We start from the raw sequence: 23094 nt of genomic DNA, 5'->3' as shown, positions 1-23094 counted from the left end.
CGTTTGGGCTTCTGGTTAGTATGGTCGGCAATACCAATCGCCGGCACAGCAACAACCACTCTCTGACCGATCATCGAAGCCTTATGAAAATTGCCGTCGTCCGCGAAACGTTTCCCGGTGAGCGACGCGTTGCGCTCGTGCCGACGGTCGTGCCGTCGCTGGTTAAGGCCGGGATGGAAGTGCTCGTCGAAGCCGGGGCGGGAATCCCGGCCGGATTTCCCGACGAGCAATTTTCCGCCCGGGGGGCCAAAATCGTCGCTCGCCAGGAAGCTTTCGCCGCCGACACCCTCTTGCAGGTGCGCTCCCTGGGCTGCAATCCCGAGGCCGGGCGAGCCGATCTCGCGCTGCTGCATCCGGGCCAAGTGGTGATCGGCATGTGCGAACCGCTCTGGAATCCACAGGCTGCCGCCGAACTGGCGAAAACCGGCGTGTCGCTCTTCGCCCTGGAACTGATTCCACGAATCACGCGGGCCCAAAGCATGGATGTGCTTTCCTCGATGGCCACGCTGGCGGGCTACCGCGCCGTGCTGCTTGCCGCCACGACGATTGGAAAGATGTTTCCGATGTTGACCACCGCCGCCGGCACCGTGACGCCTACCAAGGTGTTCATCGTCGGCGCCGGGGTGGCCGGATTGCAAGCGATCGCCACGGCTCGGCGGCTTGGCGCCGTCGTGTCGGCCTACGACGTACGGCCGGCGGTGAAAGAACAGGTGCAAAGCCTCGGCGCCAAATTCGTCGAAATGCCGCTCGACACCGCCGCCGCCGAAGGCCAAGGCGGCTATGCCCAAGCGATGGACGAAAACTTCTATCGCCGCCAACGAGAATTGATGATCCGCGTGGTGGCCGAAAACGATGTGGTCATCACCACGGCCGCCATACCGGGGAAGAAGGCGCCGGTGCTAATCACACGCGAAATGGCCGACGCGATGCCGCCCGGCTCGGTGATCGTCGACATCGCCGAGCGCGGCGGCAACTGCGAATTGACCAAACCGGGCGAAACCGTTCAGCACGGCAACCTGACCATCCTCGGACCGGCGAACCTGCCCGCCGACGTGCCGTTTCACGCCAGTCAAATGTTCGCCAAAAACATCACCACCCTGCTCACCCATTTGGTCCGCGACGGCAAAATTGCCCTGGAAACCGACGATGAAATCACGCGCGAAACGCTGGTGGCTTGCGACGGGCAGGTGGTGCATCCGCGGGTGCTGGCCGCCCTCGGGCTCGGCGCCGCCGGGGCAAAGTAGGATCGATCGCCGGCCTGTCGGGCCCGCCCGGCGAGCCATTGTCAGCCTTTAGCCGAAGTTTGCCGCGGCCGGCAACCAGCATCACCCCTCAATGCGGCTTGATCGGCCGGTTTTCTACGAGCGAGGTCTGCCAGCCTTCAAGCAATCGCACGGCGTCAAGGGGCGTGAGTGCGTTCAGGTCCAGCTCGCGGATGCGGTCCAAGAGCGGATGCTCTTGCGGGGCGAACAGGGTGAGTTGCAATTCGCCGCTGCGACGCGTCGGCCGGCGGGCCAGCTTCGGCCGGCCGTCGCTCGTTACGTGCTCCTGCTCCAAACGGGCCAGGATCTCCATCGCCCGGTGGTTCACTTCCTTCGGCACGCCCGCCAGCCGGGCCACGTGGATGCCGTAGCTCTTGTCGGCCGCCCCGGGAACGATCTTATGCAGAAACACCAGTTGCTCGGCCCATTCACGCACCGCGACATTCAAATTCCGCACTCCCGATAGCGATTGGGCCAGATCGGTCAGTTCGTGATAATGCGTCGCGAACAACGTGCGGCAGCCGATCCGGTCGTGCAGATGCTCGACCACCGCCCAAGCCAGCGACACGCCGTCGTACGTGCTTGTGCCGCGGCCGATTTCGTCGAGGATCACGAGGCTCCGCGGCGTGGCAAGGTTGAGAATTCTGGCCGTCTCGGTCATCTCGACCATGAACGTGCTTTGGCCGCGCGCCAATTCATCGGCCGCGCCGACCCGGGCAAAAATTCGATCGGCCAGGCCGATCACCGCCTCGCGCGCCGGAACAAAGCTGCCGATCTGGGCCATGAGCGTAAGCAGAGCGACTTGGCGGATGTACGTGCTTTTGCCGGCCATGTTTGGACCGGTGATGAGCATGATTTGGCCGCCGGCGTCGCGGTCTTGGGCGCCAACGGGGACGGTCCCCTTTTCCTCCGAAGACTCCGGAAAAGGGGACAGTCCCCGGCCATTCTCCAGTTCTCGGCCGCAGATCGTGTCGTTCGGGACAAACGTGCCCTCTGGCACGAGAACATCGAGCACCGGATGGCGGCCGTCGATGATGCGCAGCACCGGCTCCGCAACGCACCGCGGCCGGCAATAGCCGCGCTGCCGCGCCAACGCGGCCAAGGCCGCGAGCACGTCGAGCTGCGCGAGCACGGCCGCGCTGGCCTGCAATCGTTTTGCCGCATCGGCGGTCGTCTCGCGGAGTGCGACGAACAGTTCGTATTCGAGTTCTTTGGCACGCTCTTCGGCGGTGAGCACCTTTTCCTCGTGCTCTTTCAATTCGGGCGTGACGTAGCGCTCGGCGTTCTTGACGGTCTGCTTGCGCTGATAGTTGTCGGGAATCTTGTGCCCATGCGTGTGCGTGACTTCGAGATAATAGCCGAACACCTTGTTGAACCCGACCTTCAGGCTGGGGATGCCGGTGCGGGCGATTTCGTCGGCCTGGTAGCGGGCCATCCACTGCTTTCCGCCCGCCGAGAGATCGCGAAGCGTGTCGAGTTCGGCATGGAACCCGCCGCGGATCAGGCCGCCCTCGCGGCTCGCCAAAGGACAATCGTCGGCCAGGGCCGCTTCAAGCCGCGCGCGAATTTCGCCGCACAAATCCAATTCGCTTTCGAGCCGATTCAACAGCGCACTCGTGCGGGCGGTGAGCCGGGCTTTGATTGCCGGCAGCGCGGCCAACGTGCGGCCGACGCACGCCAGATCGCGCGGCGACGCCCGGCCGGTCGTCACGCGGGCCAGAAGCCGCTGCAAATCGTGAATGTCTTCCAAGCGAGTCCGCAAGTCGTCGCACAGCCGGGCGTCGCCGACCAGTTCGGCAATCGCCTCGGAGCGCTCGTGGATCGCCGCCAGATCGGCCAGCGGGTTGGCCAGCCAATCGGCGAGCGTCCGCGAACCCATCGAGGTTGTCGTGCGATCGAGGGCCGCCAACAGCGAACCCTCGCGTCGGCCATCGCGGATCGTGCGCGTGATTTCCAGGCTGCGGCGGGTCGATTCGTCGAGCTCGAGCGTCTGGCCGACGCGATAGGGAATCAGCCGGTCGAGATGCGCGAGCGAGGTTTTTTGGGTTTCGGTGAGATAATCGAGAATCGCGCCGGCCGCGCCCAAGGCTGGGCCATCGCACGCCGGATCGAAACCGAACCCTTCCAGATTGGCGGTGCCGAAATGTTTGGCCAGCGCCTGCACGGCCGCGGTCTGGCCGAACGCCCATGCCGGCCGCCGCGTCACGACGCGCCGGCCTTCGGTGGCGGCGAGTAAGTCGGCCCCTTCGGCCAATAGGCATTCGGCCGGATCGATCCGAGCGAGTTGGTCGGCCAATTGCCGGCTGGGGAAGCAGGCCGCATGAAATCGGCCGGTCGATAGTTCCGCCCACGCCAGGCCGGACGGTTCGCCGACGACGATTGCCGCCAAATAGTTGCTCTCGCGCGGGTCGAGCAGGGCGGCATCGGTGAGTGTGCCGGCGCTGACGATCCGTGTCACTTCGCGGCGCACCAGTCCTTTGGCTTCTCGGGCGTCTTCCGTTTGATCGCAAATGGCGACGCGCAATCCGGCCGCGACGAGCTTGCCGAGATAGTTTTCGAGTTGATGATGGGGGAAGCCGGCCATGGGGATCGGATTTTCCCCTTTGTCGCGGCTGGTGAGGGCCAGATTGAGCGTTTTGGCGGCCGTCTGGGCATCATCCAAAAACATCTCGTAGAAATCGCCCATCCGAAACAGCAGGATCGCATCCCCGCACGCCGCCTTGGCGTCTTGATACTGCTTCATCATCGGCGTCGTAGGCATACCGGGGCATGGTAGCGACGCGATGCGGAGAATGAAAGTGGGGAGCCGGCTTTGAGGCGCTGAGGCTTTGAGGTCACTGGCCTGGGCGAACGTCGTTCGCGATCCGGAGCCGCGCACGCGGTGGCGGCCTGGGTCCAACCGCCGCTTCCGGCGCGTATCTCAAAGCCTATTGAATCAACTGTTCTTTCGCGTCGTCGTTCTGCATCGAGATCTCGCCGGAATCTTCCAGCTTGCGAACGATGTCGACAATCTGCTGCTGCGTCTGCTCGACGCTCGAGAGCTTCACCGGGCCGAGGTATTCCATTTCCTCGCGGAGCATGTCGGCGGCGCGGCTCGACATATTGCCCATGATCTTCGTCTTGAGTTCTTCACTCGAGCCCTTGAGCGCCATCGCCCATTGCGAGGTTTCGACGTTCTTGAGCACGGCCTGCACATCTTTGTCGGAGAACTTCGTCAAGTCTTCGAAGACGAACATCAGCCGGCGAATTTCTTCCACCAGTTCGGGATCTTCCTGGGCGAGGTTTTCGAGGATCGCGCGTTCGGTCGCACGCTCGGCGACATTGAGGATCTCGGCAACGGTGGGCACACCGCCGGCGTTCTCGAACGATTGGCTCATCACGCTCGACATCCGGTGTTCGAGCCCCTTTTCCACTTCCTGGATAATCTCGGGGTTGGTTTGCCCCATCGTGGCCACGCGGCGAATCACCGAAAGCTGCCGTTCGGCGGGCAATCCGGCAACGATGTCGGCCGCCTGCGCCGGCGGCAGGTGCGAAAGGATGAGCGCGATCGTTTGCGGATGTTCGTCGATGATAAAGGTGAGCAAGTTTTGGCTGTCGACTTTTTGCAGGAATCCGAACGGCAGGGCTTCGATTTGCTGGCGAACGTTGTCGAACGTGTGGCCGGCGTTTTTGCCGAGGGCCCGTTCGACGAGCGTCTTGGCGACGTCCAAGCCCCCTTTGCCGCCGCTGAACGAACTGGGGCTGGCGTCGGCGAATTCGTTGATGACCGTTTCCGCCTCTTCGCCGCTAATGGCCCCCAGCTTGGCGATCTCGATCGACACGGCCTCGACCTGCTTGGGCGTGAGCTTCGCCATCACCTGCCCGGCTTCCTCCTCGGGCAGGCTCATTAGTAGGACGGCGGCTTTGCGAACGGTCGACATGGCATTGCAACCGGGGTTTGGGCACGTCACGCCGTGGCGAATATCGGCGGCCCGGGCCGAAAACTTTATCGAAATTGCCATATCTGCGATTGGCGCGGCCGTATTAAGGTTCGCTGTCGTTTGGGTTTATGTAGGTTGCGACTGCTTGCCGAGAGGCCGTCGGGCGAGCATAATATACCCCACTTAAGAGGATGGCTGGCTTGCGCCTGGCGAACCGGGAGATAGCGGAGAACTGCGATGGCGAATACTTTTGATCCTTATCACGTTTGGCTCGGAATTGCTCCCGACGAGCAGCCGGCAAATCACTACCGTTTGTTGGGCATTCGTGTTTTTGAAGCCAAGGCCGACGTGATCGATAGCGCTGCCGACCGGCAGATGGCGCATTTGCGAACGTTTCAGGCCGGAAAGAACGGCGATCTGACCCAGCGGTTGTTGAACGAAGTGGCTGCGGCGCGGGTTTGCCTGCTCGACGCCAAGAAACGGACGGCTTACGACAAACAACTTCGCACCAAAATCGCGGCCGACGGTGCGGTTGCGGCAATTCAGCCGGCGGCTGCGGTCGCGGCTGCGCGAACTCCTGTGGCGGCCCAAGCCGCTTCGCCACACGCCGCCGCGCCAGCAACCGGCAACAAATGGGAGGACCTGCTGGGCGAAGCCGCCACGCCAGGCATCAAGACCGCCAAGAGCGTCCAAAAAACCGGAGGCAAATCGACTGCGCTAAAGGCCGCCATGGCCAAGCGAGACGCGAAGAATCGGATGATTTCGCTCGGCATCGCGGCCGCGATCGTGCTGCTCGCAGGGGCCGCGTTCGGAATCTATTCGCTCATGAGCAACGCCAATGGAACGCTTGTGTTCGCTTGGCCCGCCGCCAAGGGAGCTGATGTAGCTGTCGCGGTCGATAACGTTCAAATGGCGCCAGCGGCCGGCGGCTCGTGGCAGCAGGATTATCCGCCCGGCAAGCATCATCTTGTCGCACAGCGGCCGGGATACAAATTCGAAACGGATGTCGATCTTGGGCCGGGGCAGCAATTAAAGGTCGTGCCGGATTGGAAGGCAAAGGCCCTGCTGGTGTTGAACTGGCCCGTGGACGAGCGCGCCGGGGCCATGTTGAAACTCGACGGCCGGCCACGCGAAATATCGGCGCACGATCCGCTCGAATTGGCCGTCGATCCCGGCCAGCACCGAATCGAAGTTGTGCGGCCGGGCACCGATCAATTTGTCGCGACCGCGGTGGTTGCCTCGGGCCAGCGGCAAGACATGCTCGTCACCCGGCCTTTGAAAGACGCCAAGCTCGTTCTCGATTGGCCGCTCAATCAGCGCAGAGATGCGGAACTGACGATCGACGGGCAATCGACGGTCGGCGGGAGCGCGCAACCGCTCGAATTGACCATGAAGCCGGGGCGACATGCGATTCGCATCTCGCGGCCGGACTACATCGCATTTTCGCAAGAAGTCGATCTCGCGGAGGGGGCGAGCAGCGTGCTGAAGCCAAACTTGGCTCCGGAGCAGAAGACGGCGATTGTCGCGGCTCCGGTTTCCACTGCGCCGCAGGGCCCGGCGAAGAAAAAGCCGATTCCCGCCGACGCCGAGCGAGCGGCTGTCGCGAAGCAACTCGACGAGCTGTATAAGACGTCGGGCGCCGGCGCCAAAGATGCCGCGAAAGCGCAAGAATTGTACGACGTGGCGGCCAAAGGCGGGGCGACTCCCGTCGAGCGATATGTGCTGCTCAGGAAAGGGGCGGAAATCGCCGCGGCCGCCGGCGATTTGAATCTCGCCCTGCAGGGCATCGACGCGCTCTCGGCCGACTACGAATTCGAGCCGCTGGAAGTGAAACAAAAACTGTTGGAGAAGATTGTGGCCGTCGGCAAGCCTGAGCAGGTTGAACCGGTCGTCGCCGTGGCCGAGCAGTTGATGGAGCAAGCCATCGCGGCGGATCGATACGATCTGGCGCTGGTGTTGGGAACCACTGCGGAGCGGGCGGCGGTCAAGTCGCAAATTCCGGCCCGAAAAGAGGCCGAGGAACGGCTTTCCCGCCGTCGCCACGATATCCGGATCATCGCCTCGATCTACACCGCCGCCCAAAAAGCCCAAGCGGCGCACGAACAGAATCCCAGCGACCCGGACGCCAACCTGACGCTCGGCCGATGGCGATGCCTGTATAAGGCCGATTGGGCCGGCGGCCTGCCGCTTTTGGCCAAGGGAAGCGACGAAAAACTCAAGTCGCTCGCCGAGCAGGAGCTAAAAGCGCAGCAACCGAAAAAATCGCCCACGGCCGAACAGCAAGTCGCGCTGGCCGATGCCTGGTGGGACTTGTCGCAAAAGGATGCCGGGGCCGCCCGCGAATCGCTCCGCCTGCATGCCGCCGAGATTTATCAGGCGGCCATGCCGAATCTCGCTTCGGCGCTGAAAAAGGCTGCCATCGAAAAGCGGCTGGCAGAAGTCGCCAATCTGCCTCGGCCGAGCGTTGCCGATCAGCATCCGCCCGAAATCGCTGCCGAGACCAAACCGCCCGGGACGAAATCGCCCACGGTGCCGCAATTCGAAGTCGGCAAATGGGTCGACATTTTGCAATTGGTCGATCTGGCTCAAGACCGCGTCGAAGGTACTTGGGCCCGGGCCGGCGCGGCAATTTCCACAGCCCCAAGTGCGTGTTGCAGGATCGTCGTTCCCGTTGTCGCCGACGGTAGCTACGATCTCGAAATCGAGTTTACGCGCATCACTGGAAGCGGCGATATCGCCGCAGTGCTCGTCGTCGGTTCGCATCCCTGCGTTCTTGCGCTAAGCGCATACGGGGGAGAAACCAGTGGGCTGATGACCATCAATGGTCACGACGCGCGCGATCCCGCGAATCCAACCTCGATCAAACCGGGCTCGCTGGACAACGGCCATCGCTATCGGCTAACGATCCACGTGCGTGTTGACGGCGGCGATAAAGGCAGCGTCGAGGCATTGCTCGATGGCAAGCCCTACTTGCACTGGGAAGGCGATCCGGCCGTGCTCGACAACCATTGGGCCTGGAAATTGCCCGATTCGAAGCACTTGGGCATCGGGGCGGATAACAACGTCGCGACCTTTCATTCCGTCCAGTTCCGAATGATTTCAGGCACAGCGACCGCTGACGGAGCGGCGCCGGCGACGGTTGATGCTCAGTCGGCTTCGCCCGCCGATTTGGAGAAACCCTCGAGCTCCGGCTCGCTTCCCCGCGATCGATGGGTCGATGTGCTAGGGCTCGTCGACCCGGCCCGCGATCGCGTCAATGGCGATTGGGCGAGAAAGGGAGACCAGCTAAGTTGCACTTCAAAGGAAGACAGTCGCATTGCAATCCCCGTTGTCATTAACGGCGGTTACGATTTTGAGGTGGAGTTCACTCGCACGTTGGGAACGGGCGATGCGGTGGCCCTGCTTTCGGCCAACGCGCACGGATGCAGCGCCTCGCTCGGCGCCTGGTCCGGCGAACTCAGCGGGCTGATGATGGTCGATGGCCATGATGCCAACAATTCGAATAATCCGATCGTCGTTCGGCCCGGCACGCTGGAAAACGGCCATCGCTATCGACTCCTCGTTCGCACGCGTCTGCTTGCCGACCATAGGGCGAGCATTGACGTGTCGCTCGACGGCAGGCCCTATTTTCCTCATTGGGAAGGAGACGACGCCTCGCTAAGTTACCAACGCGATTGGGTGATGCCGGACAGCAAGCGATTGGGTCTGGGGGCCTATTTGAGCGAAATCACGTTCCATTCGGCCCGACTGAAAATGGTGTCGGGCGACGCCGCGCTCGACCCGGCGGCGATGCAGAGTTCAGGCAAATAATTCGCGGTCGCCCCCGCACGCTGCCTGCTACCGCATTTCATCCGGCCCGGCTGCCTGCTGAGCGGTGGCGTGCGCAGCGGCGATTTCTTCCCGCACGCGTGCGAGGAGCCGCTATCCGGACAAGTCGGTCGACGCGGCATGTTGTTTTCCAGTAGACAAGCTTAAAGCGGTTGTGTCACAATCAAGCCACGCAGTCTTTCGCGCGATGTCGTACCCGGCACTCCCCGCCGCAAGGATTCGCACCATGTCTCGCTTTTGCCGGACCTTTCCCTGCCTTTTCCTCGACGGATCGATACATGATTTTGACTTTGAAGCACGAACCAACTCGGACCGATGTGCCGCCGATTGTGCGACCGGCGGTGGGAGAATTGAAATTCACCCGGCCCGACGACTTTTACCACGAATTGCGACGGCGCGTCGACGAATATTTTAAGACCAGCGGCCTGAAGCGGCGCGATTGCCCGCAGATGTACGTAAAAACGGCCGTGATTCTCGCGTGGTTTGCGGCGTCGTACGGCGCGCTGCTCTTTGCCGCGCCGACATGGTGGATCGCCGTACCGTTGGCCCTTGCGCTATCGCTGGCCCTGGCGGCGATCGGCTTCAACATCATGCACGATGGCGGCCATGGCGCTTATTCCGACAGTCCGCGGATCAACCGAATCATGGCGAGCATGCTCGACATGCTCGGCGGCAGCTCGTATATGTGGGACCAGCAACACAACGTCATGCACCACAGCTATGCGAATATCACCGGCCACGACGAAGATATCAATCTCGGCTTCATGGGCCGCGTTTCGCCGCACCAACGGCGTTTTTTCTTCCATCGTTGGCAACAATTCTATCTCTGGGCCTTGTACGGCATGCTGCCGCTGAAGTGGCAGATCTACGACGATTTCGTGAATTTCGCGAGGGGCCGCATCGGCGGCCATCGTTTCAAACGGCCGAAAGGCTTCGATCTGGCTGTCTTTCTGGCGGGCAAAGCGTTGTTCTTTATGCTGGCGTTGGTGATTCCGACGCTCGTGCTGCATTCGTTTTGGCAGGCGCTTGGCTGTTATGTGGCCGTGTCGTTCGTGCAAGGGCTGGCCCTGAGCATCGTGTTTCAGGTGCCGCACTGCGGAGAGGAAGCGTCTTTTCCCATGCCCCAACCCGAAACCAACCGCATGCAAACCGCTTGGGCCGTGCACCAGATTCATACCACGGTCGACTACGCCCGCGGCAATCGGTTGCTCTCGTGGTATGTGGGTGGCCTGAATTTTCAGATCGAACATCATTTGTTCCCGCGGATCTGCCATATCCACTACGCGGCGATTGCCCCTTTGGTGGAGGCGACCTGCCGGGATTTCGGCCTGCACTACAAGGCCTACGACACGTTCTTCGCCGGCATCCGCTCGCACTATCGCCTGCTGCGGCGGATGGGCCGGCCCGATTAGGCGGGCTTGTCCGCCCCCTTCTTTCCGCCGGCGCCTCGGTCGTGTCCAAAATTCCTCCGAGTGCCATTGGCTATGCCGGCGCGGCGCGCCGCAGGGTTCCTGCTAACAAAAACACTGGCAGCGCCAGTGGCACACGGCGTTCGCGAGGGAGGCAGCGCGCTTGGCCGGAATTCACGGCCCACCGGCGTGTATTTTGCATGGTTTTCGACCGATTCGCGATTCGGCTCAAGTTCGCGCGGCAATGATTCGATTACTTTTGCGAAAACCACTTGTAGTTTTTTTCATGCGCTGGTATACAGCGCGCTAGATGGTAGCATCGACCTCGACAACATGGCCGTCGAGGCCAACATTCCATGATGGAGGAGGCTTTCAAGCCTCTGAAAATGAACGAGCAAAACGCCGGTTCAACCGCGACTTCGGATTCGGCCACCTCCGTGTCGGACTCGATTGTCGCTCGAACCGAAGACCCTCCGGGTACGGAATTCTCTCCCGACGCCGGAAGCGATGCCGAGCCTCCGAGTTCGCCGTTTCCGCAATCAGCCCTTTCTTCGAGCACCTCCGCCTCGGCAAGCAAATCGTCTCGCAAATCTCCGCCGCAGCCGCTTTCGAAGGCTCGCCGGTCAAGCTTGCCAGCATCCGCCGGAGGATCCCCGCCAGCCGGCGTACCGCCCGCGAGCTCGACAACAGTTGCAGATTTGCAATCGCACGAGCAGCCGCAGCAGCAACCGTTGCCGCAAGCGTCTTCCAGCATTGCCAGCGGCCGCCGGCATCCGTTCTGGAAAGATGTGCCCGACGAGCAGTGGGAAGACTGGCGCTGGCAGCGGCAGCATGCCATTCGCTCGGCCACCCAATTGGCCGAACTGATCCGCCTGCCCCCCGAAGAAGTGAAAGCGCTCGAAGCGCTCGAAGCGAAGTATCGGACGGCCATCCCGCCCTACTACTTCTCGCTCATCGATGTCGACGACCCGAACGATCCGATCCGGATTCAATCGGTGCCGACGTCGAAAGAAGACTCGAACATCTCGGGCGTGGAGTTCGACGACCCGTTGGAAGAAGACCGGGATTCCCCGGTTCCAGGCGTGACGCATCGCTATCCCGACCGGGCGCTGCTCATCACCACGCCGGTGTGCAGCATGTATTGCCGATTCTGCACTCGCAAACGGGTCACCATGGACCGCGATGGTTGGGACGCTCCCAGCCACGACGAGCAGCGGATGATCGAATATGTCCGCCAAACCGATTCGATCCGCGACGTGATCGTATCCGGCGGCGATCCGCTGACATTGCCGGTTGCCAAGCTGCGCTGGTTCGTCACTCAGCTTGCGGCGATCGACCACGTCGACGTGATCCGCATCGGCACCCGGGTGCCCGTGACGCTGCCGCAACGGTTGTTCGACAATGAATTGGTCGATCTGCTGGCCTCGGCCGGCAAGATTTGGATCCAAACGCATTTCAATCATCCCGTGGAAATCACGCCCGAAACGGCTCGTGCGTGCCGCAATCTGGTGAACGCCGGCATGCCGGTGAACAACCATTCGGTTTTGATGGCGGGCGTGAACGATTCGGTGCCGATCATGCGCGAATTGATCCGCGGATTGCTGCGGATCAAGGTGCGGCCCTACTATCTCTTCCATTGCGATCCGGTGACCGGGGCGGGCCACTTCCGCACCTCGATCTGGAAAGGAATGGAAATCATCGAAGGCCTGCGCGGACATGTTTCCGGACTCGGCATCCCGACGTATGTCGTCGACGGATTGCATGGAGCGGGCAAGATTCCGGTCATGCCCAACTACTTGCTCTCGGCCTCCGACGATGCCGTGATCCTGCGAAACTACGAGGGCATGATCTTCCGCTACGCACCGGAAGACAAGCAGCAGCCGGCCAAGCCGATCGCTGCCGACGGCGTCAGCGGCGTGCTGAGTGGTGAAGGCCGGCCGCTCATGCCCGAGAGCAGCCCCCGTATGGTCCGCCGCCGCAAGATTGCCGCGCAAAAAGTGGCCGCGGCGACACCGATCGTGTCGAGCATTGCTCCGTTGATTTCAATCCACGGCGCAAACGGAAATGGCACGAATGGAAACGGCACGAATGGAAATGGCACGAATGGAAATGGCACAAACGGTCACGGGCATGCCGCCAACGGCAGTGCATCGAGCGCCGCAAAGAACGGCGCTGCGAAAAACGGCGCGGCCGCCAATGGGCACTCGAATGGCCATGCCAACGGCAAGGCCAACGGGAAATCCAATGGCCACGCCGCAACACCGACAGCCAACGGGCACGAAACCAATGGCCACGCGGCCAACGGAAGTGCGTCCAATGGCCACGCGTTGAATAGCCACGCAACCAACGGCCACGGGTCGAACGGGCAGGCCGCCAACGGTCAAACCAACGGCAAGCGTGCCGCCAAGCCGCAGGTTCACCTCGATGTTCCGGCGCTCAAGGAAAACCTCTTGCGGCGTCCGGCGCGAGGGCCCGACGGCATCAACGGCCGAAAAACACTTAGCCGAACCATTAAGAAAGAACTACCGCCGGTTGACTGATTCGACAAAGCGATCCATCGACTTGGCCCCAAGCCCCTGGCTAACCACCCGGGGCTTTTTGCTGCGCAGAATTTAGCCTGCGATACCACTAAAAGTGAACGTCGCGTGTGCCACTGGCAAGCGCGGTCTGCCAGTGTGCCCCGCAAATGGACCGCCAACTCTCCTGCTGATCGTCCAGCGTCGCTCGAACGGCCACGTCGCAATACGGGGCTCGCTCGGCGGCGCTCGCACTGGCCGGCTGCGCTTGCCAGTGGCACACAAGCGTGCCCTAGGTTCGCTGTTGTTCGCGGAGTTGCCCGAGCAGTGCCGAACGTTCCAATTCGGCCGCCAATCGGCCGGCGATGATTTCCGCCAGATTGGTTTGGCGATCGGTGAAATCGCGCCGGCGGTCGGAGAATAGCCATAGCGTGCCGAGCTCGGTCGTGGCGCTCGACACCGGCACACATAGCGCGGCAGCGAAATCTTCGGGCACGCGCCACGGCCCGAACGCCGTCGCCCGTTCGAGTGCCACCGCGTGGCCCAACAGCGCTTCGAGATCGGCGATCGCCCCCTTCAGCGGGCGCGGGGGTTGCTCAAGCCGATCAGAAGGCAGGCCGACGCTGGCGCGAAGTTCGAGCGAGGTGGTTGCATCGTCGAGCGTGTAGAGTGCCGCCGCCTGGCATTCGCAAGCGTCGGCACCCGCCCGGAGCACGCTTTTTAGCAGTCGATCAAACTGCTCCGGTTCCTGCGCCCGCGGCCCGACCGGCAGGCGGGCGGCCAACTCCGCGTCCCGGCGCCGAATGATTTGCCGAGCACGGGCCAACTGGTTGAATAGCCGCTCCGCCGCATCGCGCAGTCCGCGGGCAGATTCGGCCGTGCAGCGATGTGCCGCGCGCGGCGCTGCGGCAGCATCGGCAATCGCAACGTGCGATTGCTCGGTCAATTTTCGCGCCGCCGAATTAAAGCCGACCCTGATGTGTCCGGGAGAAATTCCAACGCCCGGCTCGACCGGGGCGGAACACATCGAGTCGGATAATTTCGGCAACACGCTATCGGCTTCGCAATCCCCGCCGGCTCCGTTCGGCAACCGCAGTGGCCAACCGGTCGCGCTCTCGAAGGCCCGGCAGAATTCGGCGATTGCGCCTGAATCGCCAGCCTGTGCCGCGGGCGGGGCTGCTCCATCCTCGTCATGCAACTTCAGATAAGCCGGAATCGACTTCGCCACGGGCCACCATTCGATGGATGTTCAACCGAAGTTGCAAACAATCCATTACCGATTGGCGACACGATGGCTCGATCGCTACCAGCGGCACCTCCGATACGACCGTGCCGCGAGCGAGCGATTTACATCGCGCAGTCCGACCAGCATCCGTGACCGGCATCGTCTAACATCGGCGTTCAAGCACGGGCGACTTGAACGCGTTCGTCAGGCGAGCGCCCAAGTGGCGACGGTTACGTCGTCGGCGGCTAGCGCCTTGCCTAACGCGCGTTAGCGACAAGGCGCTAGCCGCCGGTGCTTGAATCGCGGCGATCGGTTGCCAGCCAACGCCGCGACCAAGGCGTAGCCCCCAAACAGAATTGCGCTAAACGCAATATCGCCTTCCAGCATCCAGCGGAAGAACGGGATGCCGCGAGCGTAGCAGAGCGCCAAGCCGTGCCAACTGGCGGCATATGCGGCATGCGGGCCGCCGAAGCCGACGAGCCAGGTTGCGAAATTCGTCGTTACGTAGAAAAGCAGCGCCGGAAGCAGAACCGCCGCGACGGCCCGATAGGCCGTCGGCCGCTCGCGCAGCCATCGGCCCAATAGCGGCGCCGCGAGGAACGAACCATACACCACGCCGACCATCCAAACGCTACCGTAGGAATCGAGTGCGAGATTGCTGATCGCCAGCGCTGCCAGCGGCACCAAGAGTGCCGCCGTGCGATTGGCGAACAAGAATCCCGCGAACAGCCCGATGGCGGCCACGGGCGTAGCGTTCGGCGGCAACAGCGTCCACTCCGCCGACGCCCCGAGCCAACGCACAGCGACCGCAGTCGCCACAAGCAACGCACCGAGCAGCAACTCCCGCTTTGGAACGCGATTCACTTGAAAAACTCCGTCGGGTTGGTTTCAGCACGCAAGGCTCGCCTCTATCTTATTCGTAGGGTCCAAACTTCCACAAGACAGCGTCGCCCGGCCGAAGCACGACGACCCCGCAGCTTTCGTCGCCAAGATGGCCGTTAATGCGGAATACCCAGTTCTTGTCGGACGTAGCGCCCCCCTGGTTCGCCAAGTCGTCGATCTTGGTGACCATCAGCGTCGCCCCCGATCCTTTCGAGGAAAACGAAATTCCATGCGAATGCTTTTGGGCGGCCGCGAGAACATCGAACACCGTCATCCCTTCTTTCCAGGCAATATCGTCAAAGCGCTTCTCCACGCCGTCGCCATAATCGATCGTTAGTTCAATCGCGCGCGGTTTGGCGTCGGCAGGCTTTGGGGCACCGGTCTTCGCATCTGCGGCTGCCGCCGCGCTGTCCGGCGATTTGGCAACTGCATCGGGCGCGGTGGCCGCTTTGCCCGAGCAACCGCAAACCGTCGCCAGGAGGAATATACCGACCCACAATCCCTGCACGGTCGATATTGGCGACCAAGCGCATCGGTCGCTAGCATTTAGTCGCTGGCATTCACTATGTTTCATAGCCGTTAGAATAGGAGTGCCTTTCGGCCTGTCAACACCGGCGGCTCCGCCCCAGCGGCTGGAGAGGCGAGGGTTTACGCCCCGCGCCGCGACACGTATGCTTGTCGATGGGTTTTCCCCGTCCCTCGCAAGCGACAATCATGCCCGATACGCCGACGATCCAGCTCACGATGCCCGAATCGGACATCGCCCTGCTCACGTTCAACGATCCGCGCAAAGGGGCCAACGTTCTTTCGACCGCGGTGCTCGCGGAGTTCGAATCGCACCTGGACCGGCTCGAAAAGCAGCCGGGATTGGCCGGGCTGGTGATCCGCAGCGGCAAGCCGGGATCGTTCATCGTGGGGGCCGATCTGCGCGAGTTCGTTGCTGCGCTCGATTCGCCCGCCGAGCAGACCGTGGCGATGTGCCATCGCGGGCGGCGGCTGTTTCAGCGGCTTTCGACGATGCCGTTCATTACCGTGGCGGCGATCGATGGCCTGACGCTTGGCGGGGGCGCCGAACTCGCCATCTGGTGTGATCGCCGCCTGATGGCCGATCTGCCCAAGGCACAGCTCGGTTTTCCGGAGATCAAACTGGGGCTGTATCCCGGCTGGGGCGGCACGGCGCGGGCGTCGCGAATCGTCGGACTGGCGAGCGCCATCGAAATGGTCACCAGCGGCGAACCGGTCGACGCGCGCACGGCCGCTTTGATGGGCCTGGCGACCGATCGCGTTCCGGCCGAGCGGCTGCAAGATGCCGCCATGGCCCTGATTCGCAGTGAACGGCGATCGTGGGCCTATCTCGAAGACCGCCGTCGCTGGAGCCGGCCCCTGGCGGTGAACGATACCGAACTGGCATTCCTGGCCGCGACGGCCAGCGCGCTCATCCAGCAACAAACCCGCGGCCAATATCCGGCCCCGAGCGCGGCGCTCGAGATGATGCTCGAGTCCGCGTCGCTCGACATCGAAACGGCTTGTCTTCGCGAGGCCGAGGGAATGGCGGCGCTGTTCGGCTCGCCGGTGAACCGCGCGTTGATCAACGTCTTTTTTCTGGTCGATCGGAACAAGAAAGACACCGGCGTCGGCCGCAGCGACATCCAGCCTCGTTCCGTTCGGTCGGTGGGGATTATTGGCGCCGGCATCATGGGGCGCGGCATCGCGGCCGCGAATCTCAAGAGAAATGTATCCGTGTCGATCACCGACGCGGCGCCGGATGCGTTGCACTCGGGCGTTGAAAAGCTGCTCGAAGAGGCCGCCTACAACAAACAAACCAAGCACGCCGATCCCGACCGGGCAGTCCATTTCGCTTCGCTTCTTTCCGCCACGCCGAATTCCGACGATCTGGCGATGGCGGATTTGGTGATCGAAGCGGTGGTTGAAAATGCGGAGATCAAACGGCAGATCTTTTCTCGGCTCGAGCCGAACTTGCGGCCGGACGCAGTTTTGGCGTCGAACACTTCGACGATTCCGATCACGCAGTTGGCAGCCGCGCTAAAGCATCCGGATCGCTTTTGCGGCATCCATTTTTTCAATCCCGTTCGCAAAATGCTTTTGGTCGAAGTGATTCGCGGCCGGAAGACGAGCGATCAAACCATCGCCACGGCCGTGGCCTATGCCAAGAGCATCGGCAAGATGCCGGTCGTGGTGAACGACGGGCCAGGCTTCTTGGTGAATCGACTGCTGTCGCCGTTTCTCACGGAAGCGGTCGAATTGCTGTTGGACGGCGCCGAGCCGGCGGCCATCGAACGTGCCGCGCGCAATTTCGGCATGCCGATGGGTCCGCTGCAAATTTACGATATGGTCGGCCTCGACACGGCCTATTACGCGGGCCGCGTGATGTACGAAGCGTTTCCCGAACGGACCGTGGTGTCGCCGGTCGTCGGCGCCCTGATCAAAACCGGTCGGAAAGGGCAAAAGAGCGGCGCCGGATTCTTTTCCTATGCCCGCGATTCGGAGCGCGGCGATCCGGACGCGCGACTTGCCGAGATCATCGCACCCTACGCCCGGCCGCCGGTTCCTTTCACGTCCGAGCAGATCACGGCTCGCCTGTTTCTGCCGATGCTGTTGGAAGCGACGCGAGAATTGGCCGACGGAATCGTTCACGACGCGCGCGATATCGACGTGGCGCTGATTCACGGCCTCGGTTTTCCGCCGTTCAAGGGTGGATTGCTGTTTTGGGCGCAAAATCAGGGGCTCGATCGCATCGTGGAAATGCTCAAGCCATTCGAGCCGCTCGGGGCCCGCATGCAGCCGACGCCCCTATTGATGGAAATGGCAAAATCCGGCAAGCCATTCTATTTACCGGGCCCGTAAGATTGGTTATCTCACCGACATGCCCGCAATCGAAATCACGATGACCCAGTTCGGCTGCCACGGCCGCGAACCGCGCTTGCGGTTTCGCGCGTCGCCCCAAAACAAACCCGTCTACAGCTCACGCGCCCAACTATGAACCGCCCCGTCGTTATCGATTGCCTGCGCACGCCCGTCGGCCGCGCCCATTCACAGCGCGGTATTTTCCGCAATGTTCGGAGCGACGACCTCGCCGTCGCCGTGATCGAGGCGCTCGTGAAACGAACCGGCATCGACGTCGCTCAGATTGAAGATGTCGTGCTGGGCAACACGCAGCAACAAGGCGAACAGGGGTTCAATGTCGCCCGCTTCGCCGCCCTCATGGCCGGCTTGCCGATGGAATGCGGCGGGACCACGGTCAATCGGCTTTGCGGCTCGAGCCTTCAGGCGCTCAATCAGGCGGCACATGCGATCATCGCCGGAGCGGAAGATGTGCAGATCGTCGGCGGCTTGGAACACATGCAGCACATTCCGATGGAAACCGGGCTCGATCTGAACCCGAAGCTATTCCGCCGCACCAGCCGCGGAGCGCTGCTGATGGGCGTCACCGCCGAGTTTCTGGCCCAAACCCAAGACATCTCGCGGCAATGCCAGGACGCATTCGCGCTGCGGAGCCATCAACTGGCCGGCGCTGCCCATGTCGGCGGCCATTTCCGCCGCGAAATCGTGCCGATCTGGGGCCATGATGAAGCGGGCAACCGCATTCTGGTCGAACAGGATCAATGCGTGCGATTTGATTGCTCGGCCGAGGGTTTGGCGGCGCTCAAGCCGGCCTTCATGCCCGGCTTGGGAACGGTGACGGCCGGCAACAGTTCGCCCTTGAACGACGGGGCCGCCGCGCTATTGATCATGTCGGAAAAAAAAGCCCATGCGCTGGGCTTGCAGCCGATGGCGCGGATCGTGGCGACCGCCGTCGCCGGAGTCGAACCGGCAGTGATGGGAACCGGGCCCGTGCCGGCGACGCGAAAGGCACTCGATCGCGCGGGTTTGCAGTTGGCCGACATCGATCTCGTGGAATTGAACGAAGCGTTTGCGGCCCAAGCTTTGGCGTGCATCCGCATGCTGGGGCTCGATGAATCGAAGGTGAATGTCCGCGGCGGAGCGATCGCGATCGGCCATCCATTGGGCGCCAGCGGCGCCCGCATCGCCACGACCCTGTTGCACACGATGATCGACCAAGACGCCCGCTTCGGCCTGGCAACAATGTGCATCGGGCTAGGCCAAGGCATCGCCACGATCTTCGAGCGGATTTAATCGCCCGAGCGACGCCCCCGCTGCGGTCCGCGGCTCGTTTGCGGTTTCGCGCGTCGCGTCTGCCCGCTGATTTGGCTCAACTCGAATGCTTGTCAGGCTGGAAAGCCCTGACCTACGATGCCCGACGCCACCGAAACTCTCGTCTCGATTTTCCGCGACACTGTCGCCGCGATGCCGGATCGCGCTGGGCTACTTATTCCGCACTGCGACGCACCGTCGTGGACACGGACATGGGCCGAAATCGCTCGCGATGCTCGCCGCCTGGCCGTCGCGCTCTCTTCGAAGATCGGCATTCGGCCCGGCGATCGGGTCGTGCAAGTAAGCGAGAATCGCTACGAATGGATTCTGGTGGATGTGGCCGTGCATCTCGTGCGCGGCGTGCATGTGGCAATTCACCCGGCGCTCTCGGGTCCGCAGATCGCGTGGCAAATTCGCGATTGCGACGCGCGGTGCGTGTTTCTTTCCGACGCCGAGCAAGCCGCCAAGCTCGCAGCGGATAATCTCGCCCTGCCGATTGCTCTTCACAGCGTGTCGTTCGATCGCGCCGCCGACGCGCAATCGCGATGCGTTCCACTGGCCAAGCTAATGGACGACGAATCGGATGAAAGCGCCATTGCCGACGAACTCGAAGCCGCCGCGCTCACCGAAACCAAGCCCGACGATCTCGCGACCATCCTTTACACCTCGGGCACGACCGGCGAGCCGAAAGGCGTCATGCTCAGCCACAGGAATCTGGTGACCAATGCCCGCGGCATGCTGGCGGCATACCCGAATCAGGCCGACGAACTGCGCCTCTCGTTTCTTCCGTTTTCGCACATTTATGCCCGAACTTGCGATCTTTACACGTGGATCATCGGCGGCACGCAGTTGGCCCTGGCCGAAAGCCGCGAGAAGATTTTGGCCAACTGCCAATCGCTGCACCCGACGCTGCTGAACGGCGTCCCCTATTTTTTCGACAAAGTGCGGCGGCATTTTGAATCGTTGCCGAAAGACTCCGCGAGTTCGCTATCGGAATTGCTCGGTGGCCGATTGCGGCTTTGCAGCTCCGGCGGCGCGGCGTTGCCGGTCGCCACGGCCGATTTCTATTGGCGGCACGGCGTGCGGCTCGTGCAAGGCTATGGACTCACCGAATCGTCGCCCGTCATCTCGGTGGCGCGTCCCGACACCGACCGGATGGGTTCCGTCGGCCGGCCGATTCCGGGCATCGAAGTGCGCATTGCCGACGACGGAGAAATTCAAACCCGCGGGCCGCAGGTCATGCTCGGTTATTGGCGCCGGCCCACGGAAACCGCCGCCGTGATCCGCGACGGCTGGCTGCACACCGGCGATCTTGGCCGGCTCGACGACGCCGGCTATCTTTGGATCACCGGTCGCAAGAAGGAATTGATCGTCACCGCCAGCGGCAAGAACATTGCGCCGGTGGCCATCGAATCGCTTCTGGCCGACGAACCGCTGATCGCGCAAGTGGTCGTGTTCGGCGAAGGGCGGAATTATCTGTCGGCCCTGATCGTGCCGAATCCGGATGCATTGCGAACCGAAATCATCGCGCGGCGGATTGCCGTCTTCTCGCCCGCCGAAGCGCTGGCCCATCCCGACGTGCATGCCATCTACCGCCAGCGGATCGACGAGCGGTTGGCCTGCCTGTCGGCAAATGAGCAAATCGGCCGGTTCGCGCTATTGGATCGGGCGCTGTCGGCCGAACGCGGCGAACTGACGCCGACCCTCAAGCTCCGCCGCGCCGTGATCCAAGAACATTTTGCCGACACGATCGACCGGCTGTATGCAGGATGAATGCGGCGACTCCGTGCCGCGTTATAATAACTGAGTCAGGCGGAGGCCTGAAATGCGCGACAAAACACCGGCGGCTAGCGCCTTGCTGCTAACACGCGGGTAATATTCGTTAGCGGCAAGGCGCAAGCCGCCGGTGCGAGGTCTTATGAACGCTCGAGCTGCTGACACCGAAGCGACTCATTCGCCGGGCGAGCCGTCGTTTGCCGAAACGGCGCTCAAGCTCGGCGGCAAGAGCGATGAGGAGGTGCGGCGCACGGGCGCGATCGACAAGGCCGACGACCAGGTCGAGTCGCTGTTTGCGGCGCGATTTCAAACCGCGCACAGCCCCGTGCATCGAGCCGTGTGGGATCGGCAACTGCCGGTCGAGCTGTTCGCTTCCAAGCCGCCCGCGGCATCGCCCGACGCGGATCGCGTGATGCAGCAATCGCTCGACATCGTGCGCCGCCATCGATCGGCGGCGACGCTATTGGATGCCGAGCGGAAAATCAGCGCTGCCGCGATTGCCGATTTGTCTGCCGCCGGCTATTGGGGTTTGTTGGTCGATCGGCAATTCGGCGGAGCCGGGGCGCCGTTTGCCAGTTTCGCCCCCTTTCTGACGCGAATGGCCCTGATGGATCCGACGGTGGCCGGACTGGCGTCGGTGCATGGCTGCATTGGCGCGGTCGATCCGGTGCGCACATTCGGCAATGCCGAGCAGAAGCAGCGTTTTCTCCCGCGCTTGGCGAGCGGCAAAAGTCTTTCGGCATTTGCGCTGACCGAGCCTGGCGCTGGCTCCGATCTCACGGCGCTGCGAACCCGCGCGGTGCTCGACGGTGATGCGTTCGTCGTCAACGGTGAAAAACTGTTTATCACCAACGTGCTACCGGGGCGGACGATCGGTTTGGTGGCCCTTGTGGAAAATCGCCCGGCCGTGGTGATCGTCGATTTGCCGCAGGAAGAAAACGCCCAATTCCAATTGCGCCGCTACGGGCTGTATGCACTGAAGCATGCCCACAACTACGGGATCGTGTTCAAGGACTTTCGCGTGCCGGCCGCGAACTTGCTCACCCCGCCGCGCGGCGATGGCCTGACGATCGCCTATCACGGCTTGAATCTCGGGCGAGTGGCCCTGTGCGCGAATGCGGCCGGCACAATGCGGCTGATGCTGGCGAGCATGATTCCCTGGTCGCGGTTCCGCAAAACCTACGGCGCGCCGATTGCCACGCGCGAATTGGTGCGCCGCCGCATGGGCCGACTGGCGGGATTGATCGTCGCTTGCGACGCGCTCGTGGCGTGGTGTTCCGGCCTGATCGATGCCGGCTATCGCGGCGAGATGGAATGCATCGTGGCGAAAATCTTCGGCAGCGAAGCCCAGAAGGAAGCCGCCATCGAGCTGTTCATGAAAACGCACGGCGGCCGGGCCTTCCTTCATGGGCACATGTTCGGCGACAACGTGCACGAGTATCTGGCCCCCTGCATTTACGAAGGTGAAGGCGAGATGCTCGGCATGGCATTTTTCAAGTCGCTGGTGAAACATCATGGCCAGCGGTTCTTCGAGCCGATCGGCAAAGCGCTGGCCACGGCCAACATCCGCAAGCCGAACCCATTCAATCCGCGGCACGCATGGGCGCTGCGATCGGAAATCGCGCCCTACTTGCGGTGGCAGGCCGCCGAACGGCTCCGCCGGCCGTCGCCGCCAGCGCTTCCGCCGATGCCATCGGCGCTGCGGGCCCATGCCGAATTCGCGGCCCACATCTTGCAGCGCTCACGGCTGGTGATCGACGGCGTGTTGCGCAAGCACCAATTGGCGCTCGCCGACCGGCAATGCCGCATAGCGCATCTCTCGCAGCGGATTCAAGACGCGGTCGTGATGCTGGCCACCAGTCTGTATGCAGTCCGGCACGAAGATGAGATCGTGCGCCAGGCGGCCGATTGCATCTGCCAGGATTTCGAGCGCAAGTTCACCGGTCGTGAACCCACCGACCGCTATTTCCGCACGGCAACCTGTCTCGGCGAACACATCGCCAGCGGCGGTTTCCAATCGATCGCCGGCCTGCATCCCGACGAAATCTTGATGCCATACGAATAGCGGCAGCCGGTTTCATCGTTCGTGTGTTTCGCGTATTT

At 62.6% G+C, this 23094-nt stretch carries 13 protein-coding genes; 8 read left to right on the top strand and 5 right to left on the bottom strand.

The genetic code is table 11. The features are described 5' to 3' along the window. The first annotated feature begins 83 nt into the window (after positions 1–83). The gene (locus VHX65_00620) at positions 84–1244 is read left to right on the top strand and encodes a Re/Si-specific NAD(P)(+) transhydrogenase subunit alpha (protein ID HEX3997035.1); all 1161 of its coding nucleotides are present in this window, start codon (positions 84–86) and stop codon (positions 1242–1244) included. Positions 1245–1332: 88 nt separating this feature from the next. Here VHX65_00620 and mutS read toward each other — a convergent pair whose 3' ends face one another. Together mutS and fliG are read right to left on the bottom strand one after the other, a co-directional pair. Then, complete coding sequence (mutS, locus tag VHX65_00615) at positions 1333–4023, bottom strand: DNA mismatch repair protein MutS (protein HEX3997034.1); 2691 nt, start codon at positions 4021–4023, stop codon at positions 1333–1335. Positions 4024–4189: 166 nt separating this feature from the next. Further along, a complete protein-coding gene (fliG, locus tag VHX65_00610) occupies positions 4190–5182 on the bottom strand; it encodes a flagellar motor switch protein FliG (protein ID HEX3997033.1) in 993 nt (330 codons plus the stop codon). A 237-nt stretch (positions 5183–5419) separates the two neighbouring features. Between fliG and VHX65_00605 the strand changes: the two genes are divergently transcribed. The 3 genes from VHX65_00605 (at position 5420) to VHX65_00595 (ending at position 12959) form a co-directional block, all read left to right on the top strand. Further along, complete coding sequence (locus VHX65_00605; GenBank protein HEX3997032.1) at positions 5420–8992, top strand: hypothetical protein; 3573 nt, start codon at positions 5420–5422, stop codon at positions 8990–8992. 296 nt (positions 8993–9288) lie between these two features. Beyond that, entirely contained in the window at positions 9289–10422 is a 1134-nt protein-coding gene (locus VHX65_00600) for an acyl-CoA desaturase (GenBank protein HEX3997031.1), read from the top strand. A 695-nt stretch (positions 10423–11117) separates the two neighbouring features. Beyond that, entirely contained in the window at positions 11118–12959 is a 1842-nt protein-coding gene (locus VHX65_00595; protein HEX3997030.1) for a KamA family radical SAM protein, read from the top strand. Positions 12960–13227: 268 nt separating this feature from the next. Here the strand turns inward: VHX65_00595 and VHX65_00590 are convergent, their stop codons facing one another. From VHX65_00590 to VHX65_00580, 3 genes are all read right to left on the bottom strand, one after another. Then, positions 13228–14163 carry a GAF domain-containing protein gene (locus VHX65_00590; protein HEX3997029.1) on the bottom strand — a complete coding sequence of 312 codons (936 nt, stop codon included), beginning with the start codon at positions 14161–14163 and terminating at the stop codon, positions 13228–13230. 264 nt (positions 14164–14427) lie between these two features. Then, the gene (locus tag VHX65_00585) at positions 14428–15024 is read right to left on the bottom strand and encodes a DUF6580 family putative transport protein (protein HEX3997028.1); all 597 of its coding nucleotides are present in this window, start codon (positions 15022–15024) and stop codon (positions 14428–14430) included. 49 nt (positions 15025–15073) lie between these two features. After that, the gene (locus VHX65_00580; protein ID HEX3997027.1) at positions 15074–15550 is read right to left on the bottom strand and encodes a DUF4430 domain-containing protein; all 477 of its coding nucleotides are present in this window, start codon (positions 15548–15550) and stop codon (positions 15074–15076) included. 206 nt (positions 15551–15756) lie between these two features. Here VHX65_00580 and VHX65_00575 point away from each other — a divergent pair, with 206 nt between their 5' ends. The 4 genes from VHX65_00575 to VHX65_00560 all read left to right on the top strand — a co-directional run bounded on the left by VHX65_00575 (position 15757) and on the right by VHX65_00560 (position 23056). Then, complete coding sequence (locus VHX65_00575; GenBank protein HEX3997026.1) at positions 15757–17907, top strand: 3-hydroxyacyl-CoA dehydrogenase NAD-binding domain-containing protein; 2151 nt, start codon at positions 15757–15759, stop codon at positions 17905–17907. Between the two features lie 132 nt (positions 17908–18039). Continuing rightward, the gene (gene fadA / locus VHX65_00570; GenBank protein ID HEX3997025.1) at positions 18040–19197 is read left to right on the top strand and encodes an acetyl-CoA C-acyltransferase FadA; all 1158 of its coding nucleotides are present in this window, start codon (positions 18040–18042) and stop codon (positions 19195–19197) included. Between the two features lie 117 nt (positions 19198–19314). Then, entirely contained in the window at positions 19315–20988 is a 1674-nt protein-coding gene (locus VHX65_00565) for a long-chain fatty acid--CoA ligase (GenBank protein HEX3997024.1), read from the top strand. Positions 20989–21133: 145 nt separating this feature from the next. After that, on the top strand, positions 21134–23056 hold the full coding sequence (locus VHX65_00560; GenBank protein HEX3997023.1) for an acyl-CoA dehydrogenase family protein: 1923 nt from the start codon (positions 21134–21136) through the stop codon (positions 23054–23056). Positions 23057–23094: the final 38 nt, after the last annotated feature.

This window comes from Pirellulales bacterium (genome assembly GCA_036267355.1).
Taxonomy (GTDB): domain Bacteria; phylum Planctomycetota; class Planctomycetia; order Pirellulales; family DATAWG01; genus DATAWG01.
This window is presented reverse-complemented; position numbering and strand designations above follow the sequence as displayed.